Source organism: Mesorhizobium sp. M1A.F.Ca.IN.022.06.1.1 (assembly GCF_003952605.1).
GTDB lineage: Bacteria > Pseudomonadota > Alphaproteobacteria > Rhizobiales > Rhizobiaceae > Mesorhizobium.
The window spans coordinates 2,867,583-2,890,902 of the sequence record NZ_CP034455.1 but is presented as its reverse complement, the minus strand read 5'-3'; the positions used below and the strand labels follow the sequence as shown (position 1 = coordinate 2,890,902).

General features: G+C 65.2%; 17 protein-coding genes and 1 pseudogene. 11 read left to right on the top strand and 7 right to left on the bottom strand.

What is annotated here, in order from left to right; genetic code table 11:
* The first annotated feature begins 148 nt into the window (after positions 1-148).
* From EJ078_RS13600 to EJ078_RS13575, 6 genes are read left to right on the top strand one after another with little or no spacing between them, the layout of a single operon-like run.
* Positions 149-1,006, top strand: a complete 858-nt coding sequence (locus EJ078_RS13600) for a xanthine dehydrogenase family protein subunit M (RefSeq protein ID WP_127403795.1) — start codon at positions 149-151, stop codon at positions 1,004-1,006.
* Positions 1,003-3,756, top strand: a complete 2,754-nt coding sequence (locus EJ078_RS13595; protein WP_127217109.1) for a molybdopterin-dependent oxidoreductase — start codon at positions 1,003-1,005, stop codon at positions 3,754-3,756. The genes EJ078_RS13600 and EJ078_RS13595 overlap by 4 nt, the downstream gene beginning before the upstream one ends.
* On the top strand, positions 3,753-5,294 hold the full coding sequence (locus EJ078_RS13590; RefSeq protein ID WP_067324017.1) for a 6-hydroxynicotinate reductase: 1,542 nt from the start codon (positions 3,753-3,755) through the stop codon (positions 5,292-5,294). Before EJ078_RS13595 ends, EJ078_RS13590 begins: the two co-directional genes overlap by 4 nt.
* Positions 5,294-6,175, top strand: coding sequence for a hypothetical protein (locus EJ078_RS13585; protein WP_095825564.1), 882 nt, complete (start codon positions 5,294-5,296; stop codon positions 6,173-6,175). Before EJ078_RS13590 ends, EJ078_RS13585 begins: the two co-directional genes overlap by 1 nt.
* On the top strand, positions 6,168-6,752 hold the full coding sequence (locus EJ078_RS13580) for an amino acid synthesis family protein (RefSeq protein ID WP_095799116.1): 585 nt from the start codon (positions 6,168-6,170) through the stop codon (positions 6,750-6,752). The genes EJ078_RS13585 and EJ078_RS13580 overlap by 8 nt, the downstream gene beginning before the upstream one ends.
* The gene (locus EJ078_RS13575) at positions 6,749-7,210 is read left to right on the top strand and encodes a MarR family transcriptional regulator (protein WP_095825566.1); all 462 of its coding nucleotides are present in this window, start codon (positions 6,749-6,751) and stop codon (positions 7,208-7,210) included. The genes EJ078_RS13580 and EJ078_RS13575 overlap by 4 nt, the downstream gene beginning before the upstream one ends.
* Here EJ078_RS13575 and EJ078_RS13570 read toward each other — a convergent pair.
* Together EJ078_RS13570 and EJ078_RS13565 are read right to left on the bottom strand one after the other, a co-directional pair.
* Positions 7,211-8,916 (bottom strand): annotated as a pseudogene (locus EJ078_RS13570) (hydantoinase B/oxoprolinase family protein).
* 2 nt (positions 8,917-8,918) lie between these two features.
* Positions 8,919-10,991: a hydantoinase/oxoprolinase family protein gene (locus EJ078_RS13565; RefSeq protein ID WP_127403797.1), complete on the bottom strand. Its 2,073-nt coding sequence runs from the start codon at positions 10,989-10,991 to the stop codon at positions 8,919-8,921.
* Positions 10,992-11,210: 219 nt separating this feature from the next.
* Here EJ078_RS13565 and EJ078_RS13560 point away from each other — a divergent pair, with 219 nt between their 5' ends.
* The 5 genes from EJ078_RS13560 (at position 11,211) to EJ078_RS13540 (ending at position 17,788) form a co-directional block, all read left to right on the top strand.
* Positions 11,211-12,038, top strand: coding sequence for a ferredoxin--NADP reductase (locus EJ078_RS13560; protein ID WP_066996144.1), 828 nt, complete (start codon positions 11,211-11,213; stop codon positions 12,036-12,038).
* Between the two features lie 140 nt (positions 12,039-12,178).
* Complete coding sequence (gene deoC / locus EJ078_RS13555; protein ID WP_127216780.1) at positions 12,179-13,228, top strand: deoxyribose-phosphate aldolase; 1,050 nt, start codon at positions 12,179-12,181, stop codon at positions 13,226-13,228.
* A gap of 166 nt (positions 13,229-13,394) precedes the next feature.
* Positions 13,395-15,770 carry an aldehyde dehydrogenase family protein gene (locus EJ078_RS13550; protein WP_127847071.1) on the top strand — a complete coding sequence of 792 codons (2,376 nt, stop codon included), beginning with the start codon at positions 13,395-13,397 and terminating at the stop codon, positions 15,768-15,770.
* A gap of 201 nt (positions 15,771-15,971) precedes the next feature.
* Positions 15,972-16,703, top strand: a complete 732-nt coding sequence (locus EJ078_RS13545) for an SDR family oxidoreductase (protein ID WP_095799122.1) — start codon at positions 15,972-15,974, stop codon at positions 16,701-16,703.
* Positions 16,704-16,942: 239 nt separating this feature from the next.
* Positions 16,943-17,788 (top strand): fumarylacetoacetate hydrolase family protein, encoded by an 846-nt coding sequence (locus tag EJ078_RS13540; RefSeq protein WP_127325055.1) that lies wholly within the window; start codon positions 16,943-16,945, stop codon positions 17,786-17,788.
* 181 nt (positions 17,789-17,969) lie between these two features.
* Here EJ078_RS13540 and EJ078_RS13535 read toward each other — a convergent pair whose 3' ends face one another.
* From EJ078_RS13535 to EJ078_RS13515, 5 genes are all read right to left on the bottom strand, one after another.
* Positions 17,970-18,968, bottom strand: coding sequence for an ABC transporter ATP-binding protein (locus EJ078_RS13535; RefSeq protein ID WP_066996130.1), 999 nt, complete (start codon positions 18,966-18,968; stop codon positions 17,970-17,972).
* Positions 18,969-18,983: 15 nt separating this feature from the next.
* A complete protein-coding gene (locus EJ078_RS13530; RefSeq protein ID WP_127215655.1) occupies positions 18,984-20,045 on the bottom strand; it encodes a Gfo/Idh/MocA family oxidoreductase in 1,062 nt (353 codons plus the stop codon).
* A complete protein-coding gene (locus tag EJ078_RS13525; protein WP_208721556.1) occupies positions 20,042-20,881 on the bottom strand; it encodes a carbohydrate ABC transporter permease in 840 nt (279 codons plus the stop codon). The genes EJ078_RS13530 and EJ078_RS13525 overlap by 4 nt, the downstream gene beginning before the upstream one ends.
* An 8-nt stretch (positions 20,882-20,889) precedes the next feature.
* Positions 20,890-21,819 carry a sugar ABC transporter permease gene (locus EJ078_RS13520; protein ID WP_095799125.1) on the bottom strand — a complete coding sequence of 310 codons (930 nt, stop codon included), beginning with the start codon at positions 21,817-21,819 and terminating at the stop codon, positions 20,890-20,892.
* Between the two features lie 229 nt (positions 21,820-22,048).
* Positions 22,049-23,308 (bottom strand): ABC transporter substrate-binding protein, encoded by a 1,260-nt coding sequence (locus EJ078_RS13515; protein WP_067324040.1) that lies wholly within the window; start codon positions 23,306-23,308, stop codon positions 22,049-22,051.
* Between the last annotated feature and the right edge of the window lie 12 nt (positions 23,309-23,320).

Genomic DNA, 23,320 nt, shown 5'->3' with positions numbered 1-23,320 from the left:
GTCAACCTCCACCGGTATAACAAAGCCGTGGCCGACCACTTCGCTTTGACAATCGCGGCGAAGTTGATATCATTTGCATACGAATGAATTTGCCCGGCTGGACGGCGGCAGATTCCCTCGGAAAGGCCCCTTTCTGGGAAGGCAAAGCGTGATCCGTTACGCGAAACCCACCACGGTCGACGAGGCGCTCGCTCTGCTTGGCGAGGACCGCTGGCGCATTCTGGCCGGCGGCACCGATTTCTATCCGGCGCAGGGCGCGAAACCATTCCGCGACAACATTCTCGACATCAATGGTCTCGCCGCGCTGCGCGGCATCGCCGAGACGGACGACTATTGGCGGATCGGCGCCCGCACCACCTGGACCGACGTCGTGCGCCACAAGCTGCCCAGGGCGTTCGATGCGCTGAAGGCGGCCGCGTGCGAAGTCGGCTCGGTCCAGATCCAGAACGTCGCGTCGGTCGCCGGTAATCTCTGCAACGCATCGCCCGCCGCCGACGGCGTGCCGGCGCTGCAGGTGGTCGATGCCGAAGTCGAATTGCGGTCGGCGAAAGCCACGCGCTACCTGCCGCTTGGCGGGTTCATTCTCGGCAATCGCCGCACGGCGCTGCAGCCGGACGAGATGGTTACCGCCATTCGTGTGCCGAAACGTTCGGCTGTCGGCTCGTCCGCCTTCGTCAAGCTTGGCGCGCGGCGCTATCTCGTGATCTCGATCGCCATGGCGGCGGCGCGTCTCGTGATCGAAGATGGCGTGGTCGCCGATGCTGCTATCGCTGTCGGCGCCTGCTCCGCCGTCGCCCGTCGTCTTGCCGGCGTCGAGGCGGCCCTGCGCGGCCAGCCGGTTACCGCCGCGCTCGCCGATGCGGTGCTGTCCGCGCCGATCGACGAACTGTCGCCAATCGCCGATGTGCGCGGCAGCGCCGAATACCGGGAGCATGCGGCGCGCGAGATCGTTGTCCGCGCAGTGTGCGCTGCGACCAGCCTGGGCGAAGGCAAGGTGGCCGCATGACAATGGAGCGCACCGACATTGCCTTCGAGGTCAACGACGCGGCTGTCAGCGTGTCGGTGCCGCCGGTGCGGCGGCTCTCGCAGGTTCTGCGCGACGAGTTGCGGCTGACCGGCACCAAGGTCGGCTGCGACGCCGGCGATTGCGGCGCCTGCACCGTGCTGGTCGACGGCAATCCCGTCTGCGCCTGCCTTGTGCCGACGGCCTCGGTCTCCGGCGCGTCCGTCATCACGGTCGAGGGCCTCGCCAACGGCAGGTTGTCGGCCTTGCAGGCCTCATTTCTCGAACACGGCGCCGCGCAATGCGGCATCTGCACGCCGGGGCTGCTGGTGGCGGCTACCGCGCTGCTGGAGCGCAACCCAACGCCGAGTGAGGCCGAGACGCAGGATGCGCTCGGCGGCGTGCTCTGCCGCTGCACGGGGTACCGGAAAATCGTCGCGGCGGTGATGCATGCCTCGCAGCATATGGATGGTTTCGACCGTCGCCTGCCGGAGGTCGGCCGCGCCGTCGGCGCCTCGCCGATCCGGCTCGACGGCGTGCCAAAGGTTACCGGCGACGAAAAATTCGGCGGCGATTCCTTTCCGGACGACGCGCTGTCGGTGCTGGTCGTCCGCTCGCCCTACTATCACGCCGGTTTCAGCTTCGGAGATATCGACGCCTGGGCCAAAGAGCATCCCGGCATTGCCGGCGTCTTCACCGCCGCCGACATTCCGGGCAAGAACTGCTTCGGGGTCATCGGCCCCTTTGCTGATCAGCCGGCCCTTGCCGAAGGTTTCGCGCGCCTTCGCGGCGAGGCGATCGCGCTGGTGGCGGGCGAGCGCGAAGCCATCCCCGACCTCGACCTGACGGATTTTCCGATCGCCTGGACGGAGCTGCCGCATGTGCTGCAGCCCCGCGAGGCGAAAGCCGACGGCGCGGCGCTGATCCACCGGCATCGCCCGGCGAACCTGCTCACCTCCGGCTATGTCGAGCGTGGCGATCCCGACGGTGCCCTTGCCGCCGCTGCTGTCACCGTCTCCGGCGCCATCGAGACTTCCTTCGTCGAGCATGCCTACATCGAGCCGGAAGCCGGCTTCGCTTACATGGATGGCGACACGCTCGTCATCGTCGCCTGCACCCAGGCGCCCTACATGGATCGCGACGACACGGCCAAGGTGCTAGGCCTCCCGGTCGAAAAGGTGCGCATCGTGCCGACCGCCACTGGCGGCGGCTTCGGCTCGAAGCTCGATGTCTCGCTTCAGCCTCTGATCGGCCTTGTGGCGATGAAGACCGGCAGGCCGGCGGCACTCGCCTACACGCGCAACGAATCCATGATGTCGACCACCAAGCGCCATCCGGCCGAAATGGAGGCGACCATCGGTGCCGATTCCGAGGGCCGCGTCACCGGAATGATCTTTGAGGGCGATTTCAACACCGGCGCCTATGCAAGCTGGGGCCCGACGGTTGCCAACCGCGTGCCGGTGCATGCCTCCGGCCCCTATCAGACGCCGAACTATCGGGCGACGGGCAGGGCCATCCATACCAACGGCCCGATCGCCGGCGCCTTCCGCGGCTTCGGCGTGCCGCAGGCAACCATTATGCAGGAAACGCTCTACGACGCGCTCGCTGGCAAGCTTGGCATGGATCGCCTCGATTTCCGGCTGAAGAACTGCCTTCGAAACGGCTGCGAAACGGTCACGGGCCAACGGCTGGAGTCGGGCGTCGGCATCAGTGAATGCCTGGAGAGGCTTCAGCAGCATTGGGCGCGCGCGCTTGGCGATGCGGAAGCCTTCAACGCCATCAACACGGCAAGCAAGCGCGGCGTCGGCGTCGCCTCCTGCTGGTATGGCTGCGGCAACACCTCGCTGCCCAATCCTTCGACGATCAAGGTCGGCGTCTCGGCCTCCGGAGATGTCGTGCTGCACCAGGGCGCCGTCGACATCGGCCAAGGCTCCAACACGGTCATCAGCCAGATCTGCGCCGACGCGCTCGGCCTGCCGCTGGACAAGTTCAGGCTGAAGAGCGCCGACACCGCCATCACGCCCGACGCCGGCAAGACATCCGCCTCGCGCCAGACTTTTGTCACCGGCAAGGCGGCGGAGAAGGCGGGCCGCGCGCTGCGCGAAAAGATCCTGCGTTTCGCCAATGTGTCCGATCAAGCAACGATCGCGCTCGACGGCGCAAGCATCTCCATCCGCGAGGTGGATGCGACGCGACGCATCGATCTGCGTACACTGAAGATCGATGCCGATGGCTTGGTGTTCGTCGCGGAAGAGACCTACGATCCGCCCACGCTGCCGCTCGACGCCAAGGGCCAGGGCAAGCCCTACGCCGTCTATGGTTATGGCGCCCAGATCGCCGAGCTTGAGGTCGATCTCAAGCTGGGCACGGTGAAGCTGCTCAAGATCACCGCCGCGCATGATGTCGGCAAGGCCATCAACCCGGTACTGGTCGAGGGGCAGATCGAGGGCGGCATCGCGCAAGGCATCGGCATGGCACTGATGGAGGAATATATCCCCGGCCGCACCGAGAACCTGCACGACTACCTCATCCCGACCATCGGCGACGTGCCGCCGGTCGAGCACATATTGGTGGAAGTTCCGGACCCGGAAGGACCTTTCGGCGCCAAGGGTTTGGGGGAGCATGTGCTGATCCCGACCGCGCCGGCGATCCTCAACGCCATCCGACATGCCACCGGCGTGCTGGTCACCAAAGTGCCGGCGACGCCGAGCCGCATCCTGGCGGCGATCCGCGAAAAGGAGGCGCGCCGATGAGCGAGCTTGCCGAACGTTTCGAAACCCACGATCCCGGTGAGAAGCAGGTGGCGGAGAAGATCCGCTGCGATGCCTGTCCGGTGATGTGCTACATCGCCGACGGCCGCACCGGCGCCTGCGACCGCTACGGCAATGTCGGCGGGCGCATCGTGCGCATGGATCCGCTGACCATCCTCGACCACGCGGCCGAGACCGGCGGCGCGGTCGTGCCATTCGTCGCCGAGGGCGAGGAGTGGGGTGGTGAGCTGGTCAACACCGGCCGCCGCTTCGTCACCGCGATCGGGGCCGGCACCACCTACCCGGATTACAAGCCCGCACCTTTCATCGTCAGCCAGGAGGTCGAGGGCGTCGATCTCGTCACCGTCGTCACCGAGGGCATCTTCTCCTATTGCGGCGTCAAGGTGAAGATCGATACGGACCGCCACATCGGCGACGAGACGGCGACCGTGCGCTCGGAAGGCGAGGCGATCGGCCACGTCACCACTGGCGAATATGGCTCGCAGATGCTGTCGCTTGGCGGCGTGCATCACTTGACCGGCGGCTCCAAGGCTGAAGGCCGCGCGACTTGCGACGCGCTTCTCAACCTCTGCAACAGGAAGCCGGTCGAGCTCACCATCGACGGCGGTGCGACGGTCATTGTCGAGGCTGGCAAGGCGCCGGTCATCGACGGCAAGATCGAGCATCGCATGCGCGTCGGCTGCGGCTCGGCCACCATCGGCATGTTCGCCACGCAATGGCGCGGGCTCGTCGACGAGGTTGTGGTGGTTGACGACCATATCACCGGCGTCGTGTCGGAACATCAGGCCGGCAAGGTATTGGGCTGGGAGGATACCGGGATAAAGATCATCGGCCGCCGCTCGACGCCCGGCCGCTACTTCAAGGTTTCGGAGCCCGGTCTCGGCTGGGGCGGCACGACGATCTCCGATCCGCTGTCGATCCTGGGCGATTGGAACGCCAAGAAGGGTGCTCGCCCCGGCCTGTCGCTGCTGATGGTCTCGACCACGGGCGAACAGTTCGCTTACTACGAACTGGACGATCAGTTGAAACCGGTCGAGAAACCGTTCCCGGAGCGGCTGCAGAAATCCGTCGGCCTGATCGAGGACAATTGCGAGCCGGCCCTGTGCACTGTGCTCTTCATCGGCGGCGCGGGCGGCTCGCTGCGCGCCGGCGTCACCGAAAACCCGGTCAATCTCACCCGCTCGGTTCAGGGCCTGAAGACCTATGTCACGGTCGGCGGCGCGCCGGTCTATGTCTGGCCGGGCGGCGGCATCACCCTGATGGTCGATGTCACCCGCGTGCCGGAAGGCGCATTCGGTTATGTGCCGACGCCGGCGCTGGTCGCGCCGATCGAATTCACCATGCGCCGCGACGACTACGTCCGGCTCGGCGGTTACGAGGACGAGATCCGCAGCGTCGAGGACATTCTTGCCAAAGGCGGCGAATACCTTAATCCGCGCAGCAATGTCGGCGCGCCGGCCGGCAATCCCTGGCCGCCGTTGGCGCAATTGCGCCGCACCCCGGCCAATGGGGCCGACTGATGAACGGCCCGCAGGCGCATTGGCTCGCCGACGGCAGGCGGCTTCATCTCAATCACGGGCCGATCGACCTCATCGTCGAGGCCTTTGGCGATGCAGCTGAACGCCGCGCCGGCTGCGTGCAGGCCGTCGCGCGCTTCCAGACGATCCTGACCGAACTGGTCGAGGAGCTTCCCGAATTGCGCCGTCCGGCGTCTTTGACGCCGAGCGTTTTTGCAGGTCCGACCGCGCGGCGCATGGAGGCCGCGGTCTCACCGCTCGCGGAAAGCTTCATCACGCCGATGGCCGCCGTTGCGGGTTCGGTAGCCGACGAAGTTCTGGCCGCGCTTCTCGCCGGACGCCGGCTCGAGCGCGCCTACGTCAACAATGGCGGCGACAGCGCTATTCATCTCGGCAAGGGCGGCACGATAACGCTGGCGATCGCCGGCACCGGGCACGGCATGGCCGACCGCATCACGATCCGCGCCGAAGACGGCGTGCGCGGCGTCGCCACCAGTGGCTGGCGCGGCCGCTCCTTTTCGCTGGGCATCGCCGACGCAGTCACCGTGCTGGCGCGGACCGGCGCCGAGGCGGATGCCGCGGCGACGCTGATTGCCAACGCGGTCGACCTGCCTGGGCATCCGGCGGTTCATCGCGTGCCGGCGCGTGATCTTTCGCCCGACAGCGATCTCGGCGAACGGCTGGTGACGCAGGGCGTCGGCGGGCTAGCGCCCGGCGAGGTGGCCCGGGCGCTGGATAACGGCCTTGCCGTCGCCGAAGATTTTCGTCGGCGCGGCCTGATCGCCGCGTCGGCGCTGTTCCTTGCCGGCCAAACCCGCATCAGTGGCTCCGTGGCGCTCGCTGCGCCCAACAAGCATAAAGCGAAGGAAACTGCCCATGCCTGAATTCCCGATCCGCAAGGTCGCGGTGCTGACCGAAGAGATCTTCCACGACGGCGGCCCAGCGGCGAAGGAGCCGCGCCTGCGCGCCGCGGCTCTCGCCGTGGTCAAGAACCCGTTTGCCGGTCGCTATGTCGAGGACCTGCAGGGCGCGATGGAGGACCTGAAGCCGCTCGGGCTGTTGCTTTCCGACAGGCTGATCGCCGCGCTTGGCGGCGATGTGAAAAAGATCGACGGTTACGGCAAGGGCGCCATCGTCGGCAGTGCCGGCGAACTGGAGCACGGCGCGCTCTGGCACGTGCCCGGCGGCTACGCCATGCGCGAGCGGCTCGGCGACGCCAAGGCGATCGTGCCGTCGGCGAAGAAGGTCGGCGCCTTCGGCGCACGGCTCGATGTTCCGCTCGGCCACATCAACGCTGCCTATGTGCGCAGCCATTTCGACGCGATGGAAGTCGGCATCAGCGACGGCCCGCGTCCCGACGAGATCTTGTTCTGCCTCGCCATGACCTGCGGCCCGCGCGTCCACAACCGCATGGGCGGCCTTGCGGCCGGAGACATCAAGGCTTGGGACGGCTTGAGATGAGCGGCGAGGACAATCTGCTGCGGCTGGTCGAGGCCGAAGAGCTGGACGAGAACAACTACCATCTGCAGGACCAGGTCGGCTTCATCCTGCGCAAGGCGCATCAGCGCCATGTGGCGATCTTCGCCTCCCACATTGGCGATCTGACGCCGCCGCAATTCGCCGCTCTCGCCAAGCTCTACGACATCGGCGAGACCTCGCAGAACCAGCTCGGCACGCTGATCGCCATGGATGCCGCGACCGTAAAGGGCGTCATCGACCGGCTGAAGGCGCGCGGGCTGGTCGAGCTTTCCAAGCACGAGGTGGACAAGAGGCGGCTGCTGGTCAATCTGACGGCTGAAGGCCGCGAGGCGATCGAGCGGCTGATCCCGCTTGCGCGCACCATCACCGAGGAAACGCTGGCGCCGCTCACGGCCAAGGAGGCTGCGACCTTCTTGCGGCTGCTGGCAAAGTTGGCCTGATCAAACCTCCGGATCGGCCCCGAACATCTCCCGCGCCTGCTCGGCCGTGTAGTAGCCGAGCCGGACATCTTCGGCGACCTGCTTCGGATCGCGCTCGCGCGGATCGCCATAGCCGCCGCCGCCGGGCGTGCCGACGCGCACGCGGTCGCCGGCCTTGAGCGGGATATCCTGCTCCTTCGACAGATGCGGCGGCACATGCGCTTCGCCGCCCCGGAACACGGTCACGCTGTTCGGCGCGCCGTCCCTGCCGCCAAGCGCGCCTTGCGGCCCGAAACGGCCATGGTCCATGACGAAGGACGCGCGGGCTTCACCGCGCAGGATCTCGACTTCATAGGCGAGCCCGAAGCCGCCGCGATGTTTGCCGGCGCCGCCGGAGCCTTCGCGCAACGCGTAATGGCGGTAGAGCACCGGGAACGCCTGCTCCATGATCTCGACCGGCGGCGACTTCGAAATGCCGATCGTCGAGCAGCCATTGCTCAAGCCGTCATGGCTCGCATTGCCGCCATAGCCGCCGCCCGAAATCTGGTACATGACATAGTCGCGGCCGCGTGCCGGGTCGTTGCCGCCGAGCGCGAAATTGCCGCTGGAACCGGCGGGCGCCGCCGTGACTTTCTCCGGCAAGGCCTGTACCATCGCCGCGAACACGGCCTCCGCGATACGCTGCGAAACCTCCGCCGCGCAGCCCGAGACCGGCCGCGGATATTTGGCGTCGAGGAAGGTACCTTCCGGCCGCCTGACATTGAGCGGCTCGAACGCGCCGGCGCTGATCGGCACTTCGGGGAAGATATGGCGCATGGCGAGGTAGACTGATGACAGCGTCGTCGCCAGCACGCTGTTCATCGGGCCTGCGCAGGGCTTTGATGAGCCGGCGAAATCGAAGGTCAGGCTGTCGCCCTTCTTCTCGACGGCGAGATTGATGGTCAGCGGCTCGTTCACCACGCCGTCGGAATCGACAAAAGCCTGCGAGCGGTAGACGCCGTCCGGGATGACGGCGATCGAGGCGCGCATCTGGTCGGCGGCGCGACGGCGCAGTTCGGCGATCGCCTCGACGACGGTTTCGTCGCCGTAACGATCGAGGATTTCATTGAGCCTGTCCTGGCCGATCAGCAGCGCCGCAGCCTGGGCGCGGATGTCGCCGATGCGCTGGTCGGCGACGCGGATGTTGGAGCAGATGATGGCGTAGATCTCGGGATCGAGCACGCCCCTCTTGAACAGCTTCACCGGTGGCAGCCGCAGACCTTCCTGCTCGACGGCGGTGGCCGAGGCCGAGAAGCCGCCAGGCACCGCGCCGCCGATATCCGGCCAATGGCCGGTGTTGGACAGCCAGCAGAAGATTTTGCCGTCGCGGTAGACCGGCATGACGAAGCGCACGTCCATCAGATGCGTGCCGCCGAGATAGGGGTCGTTGACGATGTAGATGTCGCCGGGCTCGGGGCCAGGCAGCGCCCGTCGGCGATCATCTCGATCACCGTCTTGGTCGAATACTGCATGACGCCGACGAATACCGGCAGGCCCTGGCTGCCTTGCGCGATGAGCGAGCCGTCGGCGGCGGAATAGATGCCGTCGGAGCGGTCATTGGCCTCGGCGATCACCGGCGAGAAGGCGGCGCGGGAAAACGTCAAATCCATCTCGTCGCAAACTTGCTGCAGGGCGGCCTGCAGCACCGAAAGCGTGATCGTGTCGAGCTTTGCCCCTTCGACTGCCATTGTCAGGCCTCGCCGATGTCGATGATGATGTTGCCGTCGGCGTCCGAACGCGCATGATCGCCGGGCTCAAGCACGGTGGTGGCGTCCATCTGCTCGAGGATCGCCGGCCCTTCGATTGCTGCGTCGAGCGGCAGCCTTTCGCGCGCATAGACCGGCGTGTCGTGCCAGCGCCCGCTGTACCAGACCGGCCGGATCTCGCGCCGCGCCTCCTCGAGCGTCGCCGCGCGTCCTGCCGGGTCGATCAGCTGAGACAGGTCGATCTGCGGCCGCACGCCGGTCACCGAGGTGTTGAGGTTGACGAGATTGGCGCGGATCTCCGGCAGTTCAACCTTGAAACGCGCGAAATAGGCTTTTTCGAACAGCTGCTGCAGCGTCGCCCGTGAAACCGAGGATGACGGCAGCGGCACGTTGATGATGTGCGTCTGGCCGACGAATTGCATGTCGGCGGAGTGGGTGACGCGGATTGCATCGGGCTTCACTGCTTCCTTGCCGATCAGCGACTCGCCTTCGTTTCGGTGCCGTTCCAACAACTCGCGAAGCTTTGCTTCGTCGAGGCTCGCTACCGGCTGGTTGACCGTATTGACGAAGTCGTGCCTGAGGTCGGCGACGACGCAGCCGAGCGCGTTGGTGATACCCGGGCGTGCCGGCACCACCACTTTCGGCAGGCCGAGTTCGCGGGCCAGCGCCGTCGCGTGCAGCGGCCCGGCGCCGCCGAAGGCGAACAGCGCGAAATCGCGCGGGTCGTGGCCGCGCGACACCGAAACCATGCGGATGGCGCCCGCCATCTTCATGTTGCCGAGCCTCAAGATGGCACCGGCCGCCTCGACGCCGGAAAGGCCCGTGTGCCTGCCGATTCTGTCCTCGAAGATTGCGGTGACGCGCTCGACAGTGACCGGATTGTCGACCGCAAGCAGCTTCTTCGGCGCCAGCCGCCCGAGCACCAGATTGGCATCCGTGATGGTGGGTTCCGTGCCGCCGCGCCCGTAGCAGATCGGGCCGGGATTGGCACCGGCGCTTTCCGGGCCGATCTGGATCAGGCCGGCGGCGTCGACGCGCGCGATCGAGCCGCCGCCGGCGCCGACGGTGTGCACCGCCACCATCGGCACATGGATCGGCATCGCATATTCGATCTCGATCTCGTTCGAGACCGCGGGCTCGGCGTTGCGGATCAGCGCCACGTCGGTCGAGGTGCCGCCCATATCGTAGGTCACCAAGTTGGCGAAGCCGGCGCGCTTTCCCGTGTAAGCGGCGGCGATGACGCCGGAAGCCGGACCGGACATGACGGTCTTTGCCGATTCCTGCGTGACGAAGCGGGCCGAGATCATGCCGCCATTGCCGTTCATGATCAGGAAGTCGCGCGCATAGCCTTTCGCCGCGAGCTCCTTGCGCAGCCGCTCGACATAGCGCTCCAGGATCGGCTGCACCGAGGCGTTGACCGCCGCCGTCACGCCGCGTTCGAATTCGCGCGCCTCCGAAAGCAGCGCATGGCCGGTCGTGATGTGACCGTTCGGCCAGAGCTCCGCCGCGATTTCGGCCGCGCGCCGCTCGTGCGAGGGGTTGGCGTAGGAATGCAGGAAATGGATGACGAGCGACTCGCAGCCGGCGTCGAGCAGCTTTTTCACGGCATCGCGCATTTCGGCCGCGTCGAGCGGCAGGCGAACCGCGCCGGACGCCTCGACGCGCTCCGAAACTTCAAGCCGCAGATCGCGCGGAATGACCGGCACGAAGGTGCCCGTCATGCCATAGGCTTGCGGCCGCGTGCGCCGTCCAAGCTCGATCACGTCGCGGAAGCCGCGCGTCGTGATCATGCCGGTCCTGGCCAGCCGGCGCTCCAGCACGGCGTTGGTGGTGGTCGTCGTGCCGTGCACGATGAGGTCGATGCCCTCGACCGGAAAGCCGGTCGCGCCAAGTGCGGCGACCACGCCAAAGGCCTGATTTTCTACCGTCGTCGGGGTCTTGGCGATGTGCACCTTGCCGCCGGCCTTGCCGTCGATCAGGAGCAGATCGGTGAAGGTTCCCCCGACATCGATGCCGGCAACCACGCTTCCCGCCGACGCCGAAAATTTCTCATTCATTGCCGAAACCCGAAATGCCAGGACTACGGATATGCCTCGGTTTGGAAAGCCGTTTTACGCTGCCATCTTGACCTGAAGATCATTTGTATACTAATAAATTCCGGACACAAGAGCTTACCGCTTGGCAGTGTGCAGAGAGCACGTCGGAACCTGACCGTTCGGGCGCGCACGAGAAAGTTTGGCGCCAGCGCCTCGCGTCCGCGCCGGAAAGTTGGGTTGATGAACACGACATCCGCGTTGAACCTCGCCGGCGCAAAGCCGCTGCAGTTCCCGATCCCGGCCAATGTCTATGCCGAGACCGTGGTATCGGTGAAGCATTACACCGACCGCCTGTTCTCGTTCCGCATCACCCGCCCGCAGTCGCTGCGCTTCCGCTCCGGCGAGTTCGTCATGATCGGTCTGCCCAATGCCGAGAAGCCGATCTTCCGCGCCTATTCCGTTGCCAGCCCCGCCTGGGACGACGAGCTCGAATTCTTCTCGATCAAGGTCCCGGACGGTCCTCTGACCTCCGAGCTGCAGAAGATTGAGGTCGGCGATACCGTCATCATGCGCCAGAAGTCGACCGGCACGCTGGTGCTCGACGCGCTGACGCCTGCAAAGCGCGTGTTCATGATCTCGACCGGCACCGGCATCGCGCCTTTCGCCAGCCTGCTGCGCGACCCCGACACCTATGAGAAGTTCGATCAGGTGATCCTCACCCACACCTGCCGCGACAACGCCGAGCTCACCTACGGCCAGGAACTGGTCGCTGCGCTCGAGACCGATCCGCTGATCGGCGAGCTGACCGGCGGGCGTGTCACGCTCTACAATTCGACGACCCGCGAGGAGTCGGCGCGCATGGGCCGGATCACGGCTCTGATCGGCTCGGGCAAGTTTTACTCCGACCTCGGCATCGACAAACTCAATCCGGAGACCGACCGCATCATGATCTGCGGCTCGATGCACATGCTGAAGGACGTCAAGGAGCTCGCCGAAAGCCTCGGCTTCCAGGAGGGCTCGCTCAGCCATCCCGCCAGCTTCGTCGTCGAGCGCGCCTTCGTCGGCTGAGGCATCTCCCAGTGTTTTGACCATGCGGTCAAAAACCTACTGCTTTTGCCGCCTTTTTCCGCTATGAGCCACTGAAGGACTCGTGAAGGACAACTTCGCGGGCTATCTTCGGTGCACGTCGCTGAATGAAAGGGCAGGAGATGAGCAGCACCATCCGCGAGGCCGGCGCAGGCGCGTCCAAGATCATGCCGCTGCCGGCGCGTGCCGCCGCCAACACGCCGATGCCGCTGGAGCACGGCATTGCCCGCAATCCTGGCATGAAGCTGGACCTCGGCTTCCTCGAATCCGTGCGCAGCGTCAACCGCTCGGCGCTGGAGCGCCGCGTCGCGACCCTCACCAAGCGGCGCTCGATCAAGGCCGACAACCAGGCCGCCTGGCTGCTGCGCGCGATCGCCTGCATGGACCTGACCACGCTGAATTCCAACGACACCGACGAGCGTGTGCGCCGGCTCTGCGCCAAAGCGATCAATCCGCTGCGCCGGGACATCGTCGAGGGCCTCGGCATCGCCGACGAATCGATCCGCCCCGCGGCGGTTTGTGTTTACCATCCCTTCGTGGCCACGGCCGTGGATGCGGTGCGTGGCACAGGCATCCATGTCGCGGCCGTCTCCACAGCGTTCCCGCACGGCCTTGCGCCGCTCTCGACCCGCCTGCAGGAGATCGAGGCCTCGGTGAAGGACGGGGCCGACGAGATCGACGTCGTCATCCCGCGCGGGCTGGTTTACGGCGCCAAATGGCGCGAACTGTTCAACGAGATCGTCGCCATGCGCGCCGCCTGCGGCGAAGCCCATCTCAAGGTCATCCTAGGCACGGGCGATCTCGCCACCCTGCGCAACGTCATGCTGGCTTCGATGGTGGCGATGATGGCGGGCGCCGATTTCATAAAAACCTCGACCGGCAAGGAAAGCGTCAACGCCACGCTTCCGGTCGGGCTTGCGATGGTGCGCGCCATCCGCGCCTATTTCGAGGAGACCGGCTATCTGATCGGCTTCAAGCCGGCGGGCGGCATTTCCACCGCGAAGGTCTCGCTCGACTGGCTGGTGCTGATGAAGGAAGAGCTTGGCCGGCCCTGGCTCGAGCCGCAGCTGTTCCGCTTCGGCGCCTCCAGCCTGCTCACCGACATCGAGCGCCAGCTCGAACATCATTTGACCGGCCACTATTCGGCCAACCATCGCCACGCGATGGCGTGAGCCACCCCCCTCCCCCTTGCGGGGAGGGTCGCCGCGAAGCGGCGGGGTGGGGGTCAAAAAACAAATCTGCCTGATCCATGCACCAAACCATTAGCCATTTACCCCCACCCCGATCGGCTTCGCCGATCGACCCTCCCCACACGGGGAAGGGTAAAGGAGCGATCCCATGAACATCCTAGAACGTTATCGCGCCATGGAGTACGGCCCGGCGCCGGAAGCCCGCAACGAGGCCGACGCCTGGCTCGCCGGCCGCGATTTTTCCAGGGCGCTGTTCATCGACGGCGCCTGGAAGGCGGCGGCAAGCGGCAAGACTTTCGATACCAGCGAGCCGTCCTCCGGCAAGCTGCTGGCGAAGATCTCGGATGCCGGCGCCGGCGACATCGACGCCGCGGTTGCGGCGGCCGCAAAGGCGCTGCCGAAATGGTCGGCATCCTCGGGCTACGCCAGAGCCAAAGTGCTCTATGCCATCGCCCGCGCCATGCAGCGCCATCAGCGCCTGTTCGCGGTGTTGGAATCGATCGACAACGGCAAGCCGATCCGCGAGAGCCGCGACATCGACGTGCCGCTGGCGATCCGCCACTTCATCCATCATGCCGGCTGGGCGCAGACGCTCGAGAAGGATTTTCCCGGCCACAAGCCGGTCGGCGTCGTCGGCCAGGTCATTCCGTGGAACTTCCCGCTGCTGATGCTGGCCTGGAAGATCGCGCCCGCGCTCGCGGCCGGCTGTACGGTGGTGCTGAAGCCGGCCGAATTCACGCCGCTCACCGCCATACTGTTTGCCGAGATCTGCGAGCGCGCCGGCGTGCCGAAAGGCGTCGTCAACATCGTTCAGGGCGGACCGGAGGCGGGTGCCGCCATCGTCAACCATCCGGGCGTACAGAAGATCGCCTTCACCGGTTCCTCCGAGGTCGGCAAGATCATCCGCAAGGCAACCGCCGGATCTGGCAAGAAGCTGTCGCTGGAGCTCGGCGGCAAATCGGCCTTCGTCGTTTTCGAGGATGCCGACCTCGACAGCGCCGTCGAGGGACTGGTCGACGGCATTTGGTTCAACCAGGGCCAGGTCTGCTGCGCCGGCTCGCGGCTCCTGGTGCAGGAAGGCATCGCGGAGGCCTTCATCGCCAAGGTCAAGGTCAGGATGAGCCGCCTGCGCGTCGGCAGCCCGCTCGACAAGAACACCGACATCGGGCCGCTGGTCGACCGCACGCAGCTCGACCGCGTCAAGGGCCTGATCGCCGAGGGCGCCAGGCAGGGCGCCGCTTGCTGGCAGCCGGACGCTGCCTTGCCGACGACGGGCTACTATCACTTGCCGACGCTCGCCACCTCTGTTTCGCCGGCTAATATCCTGGCGCAGGAGGAGGTGTTCGGGCCGGTGCTGGCGACGATGAGCTTCCGTAACACCGAGGAGGCGATCGAGCTAGCCAACAACACGCGTTACGGTCTTGCCGCTTCGGTGTGGAGCGAGAACGTCAATCTCGCTTTGCATGTCGCGCCGCAATTGAAGGCGGGCGTCGTCTGGGTCAACGGCACCAACATGTTCGATGCGGCCTGCGGCTTCGGCGGCTATCGCGAAAGCGGCTTCGGTCGCGAAGGCGGACGGGAAGGGATGTTCGAATATCTTGCCGCCAAGCTGCCGGTCGGCCCCGCCATCAAGCCGGCCGCAGTCGGCTCGGCGCAGGTCGTCGAGCAGGCTGACGGTATGGCCATCGACCGCACGGCAAAGCTGTTCATCGGTGGCAAGCAGGTGCGTCCGGACGGCAACTACTCGCTGACCGTCGCCACCGCCAAGGGCAAGCTTGCCGGCGAAGTCGGCCTTGGCAACCGCAAGGATATCCGCGACGCGGTCGCCGCCGCGCGCGCCTGCAAGGCCTGGCCGGACGCGACGGCCTTCAACCGCAGCCAGGTGCTCTACTACTTCGCGGAAAACCTTTCGGGCCGTGCCGATGAGTTCGCTGCACGCCTTGTCCAACTCGCCGGCGTGACGGCGAAGGCAGCGCGCGAGGAGGTTGAGCAGTCCATCGAGCGGCTGTTCCTCTATGCCGGCCTCACCGACAAGTTCGAGGGCCGCGTCCACCAGCCGCCGGCCCGCGCCGTGACGCTTGCGCTGCACGAGCCTGTCGGCGTCGTCGGCATCGTTGCGCCGGACAATCAGCCGCTCCTCAACTTCGTCTCGCTGGTGGCGCCGGCGCTCGCCATGGGCAACGCCGTGGTGGCCGTGCCGTCCGAGCGTCACCCGCTTTTAGCCACGGATCTCTACCAGATCATCGAATATTCCGACATTCCGGCCGGCGCCATCAATATCGTCACCGGCCGCAGCGCCGAGCTCTGCGGCGTTCTGGCCAAGCACGACGACGTCGATGGGCTCTGGGTGTTTGCCGATGCCGACACCTGCGCCAAGGCGGAGGCCGATTCCATCGGCAACCTCAAGCGCGTCTGGACCGGCAATGGCCGCAGCCTCGACTGGACATCGAGCGAGGCGGCTGGCGAGGCCGTCCTGCGCCGCGCCATCGAGGTCAAGAACGTTTGGGTGCCTTACGGCGACTAAGCGCGTTCCAGACCGGGTCTGGTTTGACGACACTCGCGCCGCAAATTCGGCGCGTTTGCCGCAGGCTTCCAGGCTTGACGCATCGGCATGTGTTCTTTAACCAGAAAAAACAATTGGCCTGCGGAATAGCGGTCAGGCTCGCCTGGCACATTGCATCCCGTCTGGCCGCCACTAAGAAAGCTTGCGACACCGGAGGGAAGCATGGCGGATCTGGCAGGCAAAGTGGTCGTCATCACCGCGGCGGCGCAAGGCATTGGGCGGGCGAGCGCGCTGGCTTTCACCAAGGCCGGCGCCACCGTTCATGCCACCGACATCAACGAGCAGCTTTTGGCCCAACTCGGCAAGACTTCCGGCATAAAAACCCGCAAGCTCGACGTGCTCGATGACGCGGCCGTGACATCGGCCTTCGCCGAGATCGGCCCGGTCGATGTTCTGTTCAATTGCGCCGGCTTCGTCCATTCGGGCTCGATCCTCGAAATGACGGATGCCGATCTCGACTTCGCCCTGAATCTCAATGTCCGCTCTATGATCCGCACCATCCGCGCCGTGCTGCCCGGCATGCTGGAGCGCGGCGACGGCTCGATCATCAACATGGCATCGCTGGCGAGTTCGCAGAAGGGCGTGCCGAACCGTTTCGTCTACGGTCTGACCAAGGCCGCGGTCGTCGGCCTGACCAAGGCGGTCGCCGCCGACTATGTGGCTAAGGGCATCCGCTGCAACGCCATCTGTCCGGGCACGGTCGAGAGCCCGTCGCTGCAGGACCGCATGCATGCGCAGGGCGATTATGAGGCGGCGCGCGCCGCCTTCATCGCCCGCCAGCCGATGGGAAGGCTGGGCACGCCGGAAGAAATCGCCGATCTCGCCGTCTATCTGGCGGGCGCCACCTACACTTCGGGGCAGGCCTACAATATTGATGGCGGCTGGTCGATCTGACGCCCGTTTCGAAAATTGGGGGCGGTTCGCAGTGCTAGTGGGCGAACAGGAAGATCGGATCGGGGCTACGCGTTCATCGGAAGCATCGAAAAGTCTGAAAAATCCAGCCTGCCGACCTACTGCGTGGAGTCCGCGCTTGCGGGGTACCAGGCTGATGGCTAGGGTCCGCCCGATTTTCGCATGAGGTCGTGGCGGGAAGTTTTGCAAATCGGTCTTTGGCCGCAAGGTGGAGAGAAAAGATGAAGTTGCTGCGCTATGGCGAGATGGGAAGCGAGCGTCCCGGCCTGCTCGATCAGGATGGCACGATCCGCGACCTTTCGGCCTATGTCGCCGACATCGCCGGCACGGCGCTGCATCCGGCTTCGCTGGAGATGCTGTCGAAGCTCGATCCGAAATCGCTGCCGGCTGTTTCCGGTAGCCCACGCATCGGCGCCTGCGTGGCCGGCACGGGGAAATTCATCTGCATCGGCCTCAACTATTCCGACCACGCTGCCGAGACCGGCGCCACCGTGCCGCCGGAGCCGATCATCTTCATGAAGGCGAGTTCGGCTATCGTCGGGCCGGATGACGACGTGCTCATCCCGCGCGGCTCGGTCAAGACCGACTGGGAGGTCGAGCTCGGCGTCGTCATCGGCAAGACGGCGAAGTATGTCAGCGAGGACGACGCGCTGGATTATGTTGCCGGCTATTGCGTCGCGCACGACGTTTCCGAGCGAGCCTTCCAGGCCGAGCGCCAAGGCCAGTGGACCAAGGGCAAGTCCTGCGACACGTTTGGCCCGATCGGCCCCTGGCTGGTGACCACGGACGAGATCGCCGACCCGCAGAACCTCAAAATGTGGCTGACGGTCAACGGCAAGGCCATGCAGAACGGCTCGACCAAGACGATGGTCTACGGCGTGAAGTATCTGGTTTCCTATCTCAGCCAGTTCATGTCGCTGCATCCCGGCGACATCATCTCCACCGGAACGCCGCCCGGCGTCGGGCTGGGCATGAAGCCGCCGGTGTTCCTGAAGGCCGGCGACGTCGTCGAGCTCGGCATCGAGGGCATGGGCCAGCAGAAGCAGACCTTCAAGGCGGACGAGTAAGCGCAGACCTCGCCTTCTCCCCTTGTGGGAGAAGGTGGCCGCGAAGCGGCCGGATGAGGGGTGTTGGAACGATCTCTGCGTTGCAGAAGTAAGCGTCGCACTCCGCTGGAGCACCCCTCATCCGTCTCGGCGCTGCGCCCCGATCCACCTTCTCCCGCAAGGGGAGAAGGGGAGGCCGGCGCTACTTCAACACCCTTCCATCTGCCCCGAACCGATACGTCTTCGCCGGATCCGGCGTTGCATAGAGCGTCGCGCCCGGTTCGGCATTGTAGACGCCGAAGATCCGCACGGTGAGCAGCCCGGCCTTCTCGCAGTCGAGATAGAGATTGGTGTCGGCGCCGAGATGCTCGGCATGCACCACCGTGCCTTTCCAGGCGCCGGATTTTGCATCGACGGTCAGATGTTCCGGGCGCACGCCGACGGTCTTCGCCGTCTCGCCAAGCTTGGCGCCGTCGATGAAATTCATCTTCGGCGAGCCGATGAAGCCGGCGACGAATTCATTGGCCGGCGCATTGTAGAGCTCCATCGGGCTGCCGATCTGCTCGATGCGGCCGGCATTGAGCACGACGATCTTGTCGGCCAGCGTCATCGCTTCGACCTGGTCGTGCGTGACGTAGATCATCGTTGCCTTTAGCCGCCGGTGCAGCTGCGCGATCTCCAGCCTGGTGTTGACGCGCAGCGCCGCGTCGAGATTGGACAGCGGCTCGTCGAACAGGAACAGCTTCGGCTCGCGCACCACGGCGCGGCCGATCGCGACGCGCTGGCGCTGCCCGCCCGACAGCTCCGCCGGCCGCCGCTCGAGATAGGGCTCGAGCGACAGCATCGCGGAAGCGATCTTGATGCGGCGCTCGATCTCGGCCGAAGGCGTGCCGGCCTGTTTCAGGCCGAGCCCCATATTGTTCTTCACCGTCAGATGCGGATAGAGCGCGTAGGTCTGGAACACCATGGCGATGCCGCGTTTTGCGGGCGGCGTGACGGAGACGTCGTCGCCGTCGATCACCACCCGCCCGGAGGTCGAATCCTCTAGCCCTGCGATCACGCGCAGCAGCGTCGACTTTCCGCAGCCGGACGGGCCGACGAAGACGACGAATTCGCCGTCATTGACCTCGAGGTCGATGCCCTTCAGCACCTCGACCGGCCCGAATGCCTTCTTCACGTTCTCGATGTTCAGCGAGCCCACGGCTTCGTCCTTGTTCTAGAGTTTGATTGGCGCGCCGGTGCGCACGCTCTGGTCGGCGGCGAGGCAGACGGCGAGCGACTTCACCGCGTCCTCCATGTGGCGGGTCAGGTCGATGTCCTCGCGGATGGCCTTGAGCAGGAAGGCCTGTTCGAGGTCGCAGAGTTCCTGGTGCCCCGGCTCGCCTTCCATCGACAGCAGTTCGTCCTCTTTGATGAACTTTCCGTCCGGCCCGGTCGCGGCGCTGTGCAGGCGGATGGTCGAGGTCTTGGTGTGCGTGTCGATGTCGTCGGACTTCACGCCCTCCTTCGTGGCGATCGACACAGAGCCTTTGGGCGACATCACGTCCTTCACGAAGAAGGCGGTCTCCGAAACCATCGGTCCCCAGCCGGCCTCGTACCAGCCGACCGAGCCGTCTTCGAACAGCACCTGCAGGTGACCGTAATTATACATCGAGGGCGCCACTTCATCGCTGAGCCGCACGCCCATGCCGCGCACCTCGACCGGTCTGGCATCGGTGATCTGCAGCATCACGTCGAGATAATGCACGCCGCAATCGACGATCGGCGAGGTGGTCTGCATCAACTGCTTGTGCGTTTCCCAGCTGTGGCCGGAGGACTGCTGGTTGAGGTTCATGCGGAATACGTATGGCCCGCCGAGCTTGCGCGCCTCGGCGATCAGCCGCATCCAGGACGGATGGTGGCGCAGGATATAGCCGATCACCAGCTTCCTGCCGTTGGCTTTGGCGGCATCGACGACGCGCCTGGCGTCCGCCACCGTGGTCGCCAGCGGCTTCTCGACGAAGACATGGCAGCCGGCCTCGAACGCCCGCACCGCATAGTCGGCGTGGCTGTCGGAATAAGTAGCGATGGCGGCGACGTCCGGTTTCTCGTCGCGCAGCACATCCTCGAAGGAGCGCCTGATGCGATAGCCCGCGAGCCCATCCGGCAGCGGCACCTCGGAACGGTTGACGAGCGCGGCGATCTCGAAGCCCGGATTGGTGTGATAGGCCAGCGCATGGCTGCGGCCCATATTGCCAAGGCCGGCGACGACGACGCGAAGAGGCTGTTCTGCACTCACTTGACGGCTCCTGACGTGATGCCGCGGATCAGCTGCCGCGAGAAGATGACGTAGAGGATCAGCACCGGCAGGATCGCCAGCGAGAGCGCCGCCAGGATCGCGTTCCAGTTGGTGACGAACTGGCCCAGGAAGAGCTGCGCGCCGAGCGTCACCGTCTTGGTCTCTTCCGACGGCGCCAGGATCAGCGGGAACCACAGGTCGTTCCAGATCGGGATCATGGTGAAGACGGCGACCGTCGCCATCGACGCGCGCACCAGCGGCAGCACCAGCCGGAAGAAGATCGTGTACTCCGACAGCCCGTCGATCCTGCCGGCGTTCTTCAGGTCGTCGGACACCTGCTTCATGAACTCCGACAGGATAAAGATGGCGAGCGGCAGGCCTTGCGCCGTGTAGACCAGGATCAGCGCCGTCAGCGTGTTGACCAGCCCGCTCGCCACCATCAGCTGCAGGATGGCGACGGTGCCGAGGCGGATCGGAATCATGATGCCGAGCGCGAGATAGAGCCCCATCATCGTGTTGCCGCGGAAGCGGTATTCCGACAGTGCGAAAGCGGCCATGGCGCCGAACAGAAGCACGAAGAACAGCGAGGCGACCGTGACGACGAGGCTGTTCTGGAAATAATGCAGAAAGTCGCCCTGGCCGAACACGGTGGTGTAGCCGATCAGGTCGAAGGTTTTCGGCGTTGGCGGCGTCAGCGGCGCGCCAAAAATGCCGGCGCGCGACTTGAACGAGTTCATGATGACCAGGATCACCGGGAACAGCGCGATCACCGTGTAGGTCAAAAGGACCGCATGGGCGCCGATGGTGCGGGGAAGCGAATGTGTTGCGGTGCTCATGGCGCGCCTCAGAACTGATAGCGACGCAGGCGCGTCTGGACGAGGAACAGGTAGACGCAGACGCCGGCGAGGATGATCAGGAACATGATCGTGGCGATCGCGGCACCCATGTTGGGATCGCCGACCTGCAGCTGAAAACCGAAGAAGGCGCGGTAGAGGAAGGTGCCGAGAATGTCGGTCGAATAATTCGGACCGGCGAGCGCCCCTTGCGCGGTGTAGATCAGGTCGAAAGCGTTGAAATTGCCCACGAAGGTCAGGATCGAGATGATGCCGATCGAAGGCAGGATCAGCGGCAGCTTGATCTTCCAGAACTGCGCCATACCGGTGACGCCGTCGCATTCGGCGGCCTCGATCACCTCGTCCGGGATCGACAGAAGTGCTGCATAGATCAGCATCATCGGGATGCCGACGAACTGCCAGACCGAGACGAGGCTGAGCGCGGTGAGCGCATATTGCTCTTTGCCGAGCCACGGCGTGAACAGGCTCTTCAGCCCAACGAAGTCGAGCAGGTGCGGCGCCACGCCCCAGATCGGCGACAGGATCAGCTTCCAGGCGAAGCCGACGATGACGAAGGACAGGATCGTCGGCACGAAGATCGCGGTGCGATAGAAGGCGGCAAACCGCAGTCTCGGGCTGGACAGCAGCGCCGCCAAGAGGATGCCGATCGGATTCTGCACCAGCATGTGGATGATGAAGAACCAGACATTGTTCCTGAGCGCATTCCAGAAATTCACCGACCAGTTGGGATCGCCGAACAGCTTGTGGAAATTGTCGAACCCGACGAACACTTGCGCCTGGTTGATGTTGCGGAACAGAGAAAGCTGCAGGGTGCCGAACAGCGGCAGGATCATGACTGCCGTGTAGACCAGCACCGCCGGCGCCAGGAAGACGCCGATATGCCAGCGGATCGGTTTCTTGGGTCGTGTTTGTGCGGCCATGAGTTCGGTCCCCGCCGTCTCTCGGTTCCAGGTCGATGGTGCTTGGCTGATGCCTCGATGCACGGCGGCCTGACTGTCCCCATGATGCGAGGGACAAGGCCAGCGACAGTGCGGCTTCGTCTTCCCGCAAGGGTGAGGGTAAGACCGAGAGGCGGCGCCGACAATCGCTATCTAGATCTGTCCGAAGGCCGGCCGGGCAGCTGCCCGGCCGGTTCGAATGGCTAAAGTCTTACTTCGCCGGCTTGTACCAGCTGTCGAGGCCGTCCTGCAGCTTCTTGGCCGCGGCTTCCGGCGTGTCGGTGCCGTTGATCACGTTGGCCGATTCGACCCAGGTCTCGTTCTCGAGGTTTGGCGTGCCGCGCGACAGGATCTGGTAGGTCGAGCGGATCGTCGACTTGCACTTGCCGCGCCAGGAGACGAATTCCTGTGCCAGCGGGTCCTCCATCTTCACCGGGGTGTTGTTCAGGCTGAAGAAGCCCGGCAACGCATTGGCGTAGATGTTGGCGAAGTCCGGCGAAGCGACCCAGGACAGGAACTTCTTGGCTTCTTCCGGGTGCTTCGAGGCTGCGTTCAGGCCCATGCCGATATCGGTGTGGTCGGAGATGTAGCAGGTGTCACCGGCCTTCTGCACGGGCGGCGGGAAGGCGCCCATCTTGAACTGCGCCTGGGTGTTGAACAGGCCGATCTCCCAGGAGCCAGCCGGGTAGATGGCGGCGCGGCCGAGCGTGAACAGGTTCTGGCTGTCCGGATAGGTCTGCGCCTCGAAACCGTCGCCGAGATAGGGCTTCCACTTGGCCAGTTCCTTGTAGGGTTCAACCCACTGCGGATCGGTCAGCTTCTGCTCGCCCTTGATCAGCGCCTGACGCCCTTCCTCGCCCTTCCAGTAGTTCGGGCCGATGTTCTGGTAGCCCATGGTCGCGGCTTCCCAGAGGTCCTTCGTGCCCATCGCCATCGGGATATAGGTGCCGTCCGCCTTGATCTTGTCCAGCACGGCGTAGAACTCTTCATTCGTCGTCGGCACCTTGAGGCCGAGCTTGTCGAAGGCGTCCTTGTTGTAGATGAAGCCGTGGATGACCGAAGCCATCGGCACGCAGAAGCTCGACTTTCCGTCGTCGGTCTGCCAGGCGGCCTTGGCGACCGGAGAGAAGTTGTCCATGCCGGGCAGCGACGAGAGGTCGGCGAGGTTGCCCTTCTTGAACAGCTCAAGCGACTTGTCGAAGGGGCGGCAAGTGATCAGGTCGCCCGCCGAGCCGGCAGAGAGCTTGGCGCCGAGTGCCGCGTCATACTCGGTCGGCGCCGAGGGCGCGAACACCACCTTGATGCCCGGGTTCTTGGCTTCGAAGGCCGGGATCAGCTTGTCCTTCCAGATGGTCAGGTCGTCGCCGCGCCAGCTCTCGATGTTGAGCGTGACGTCTTCGGCGAGGGCCATCCCGGTGGTGCCGAGAATGCTCGTGCCGATGAGAAGTGCCGTCAGTAGTTTGGTCGTCATGTCCAGTCTCCC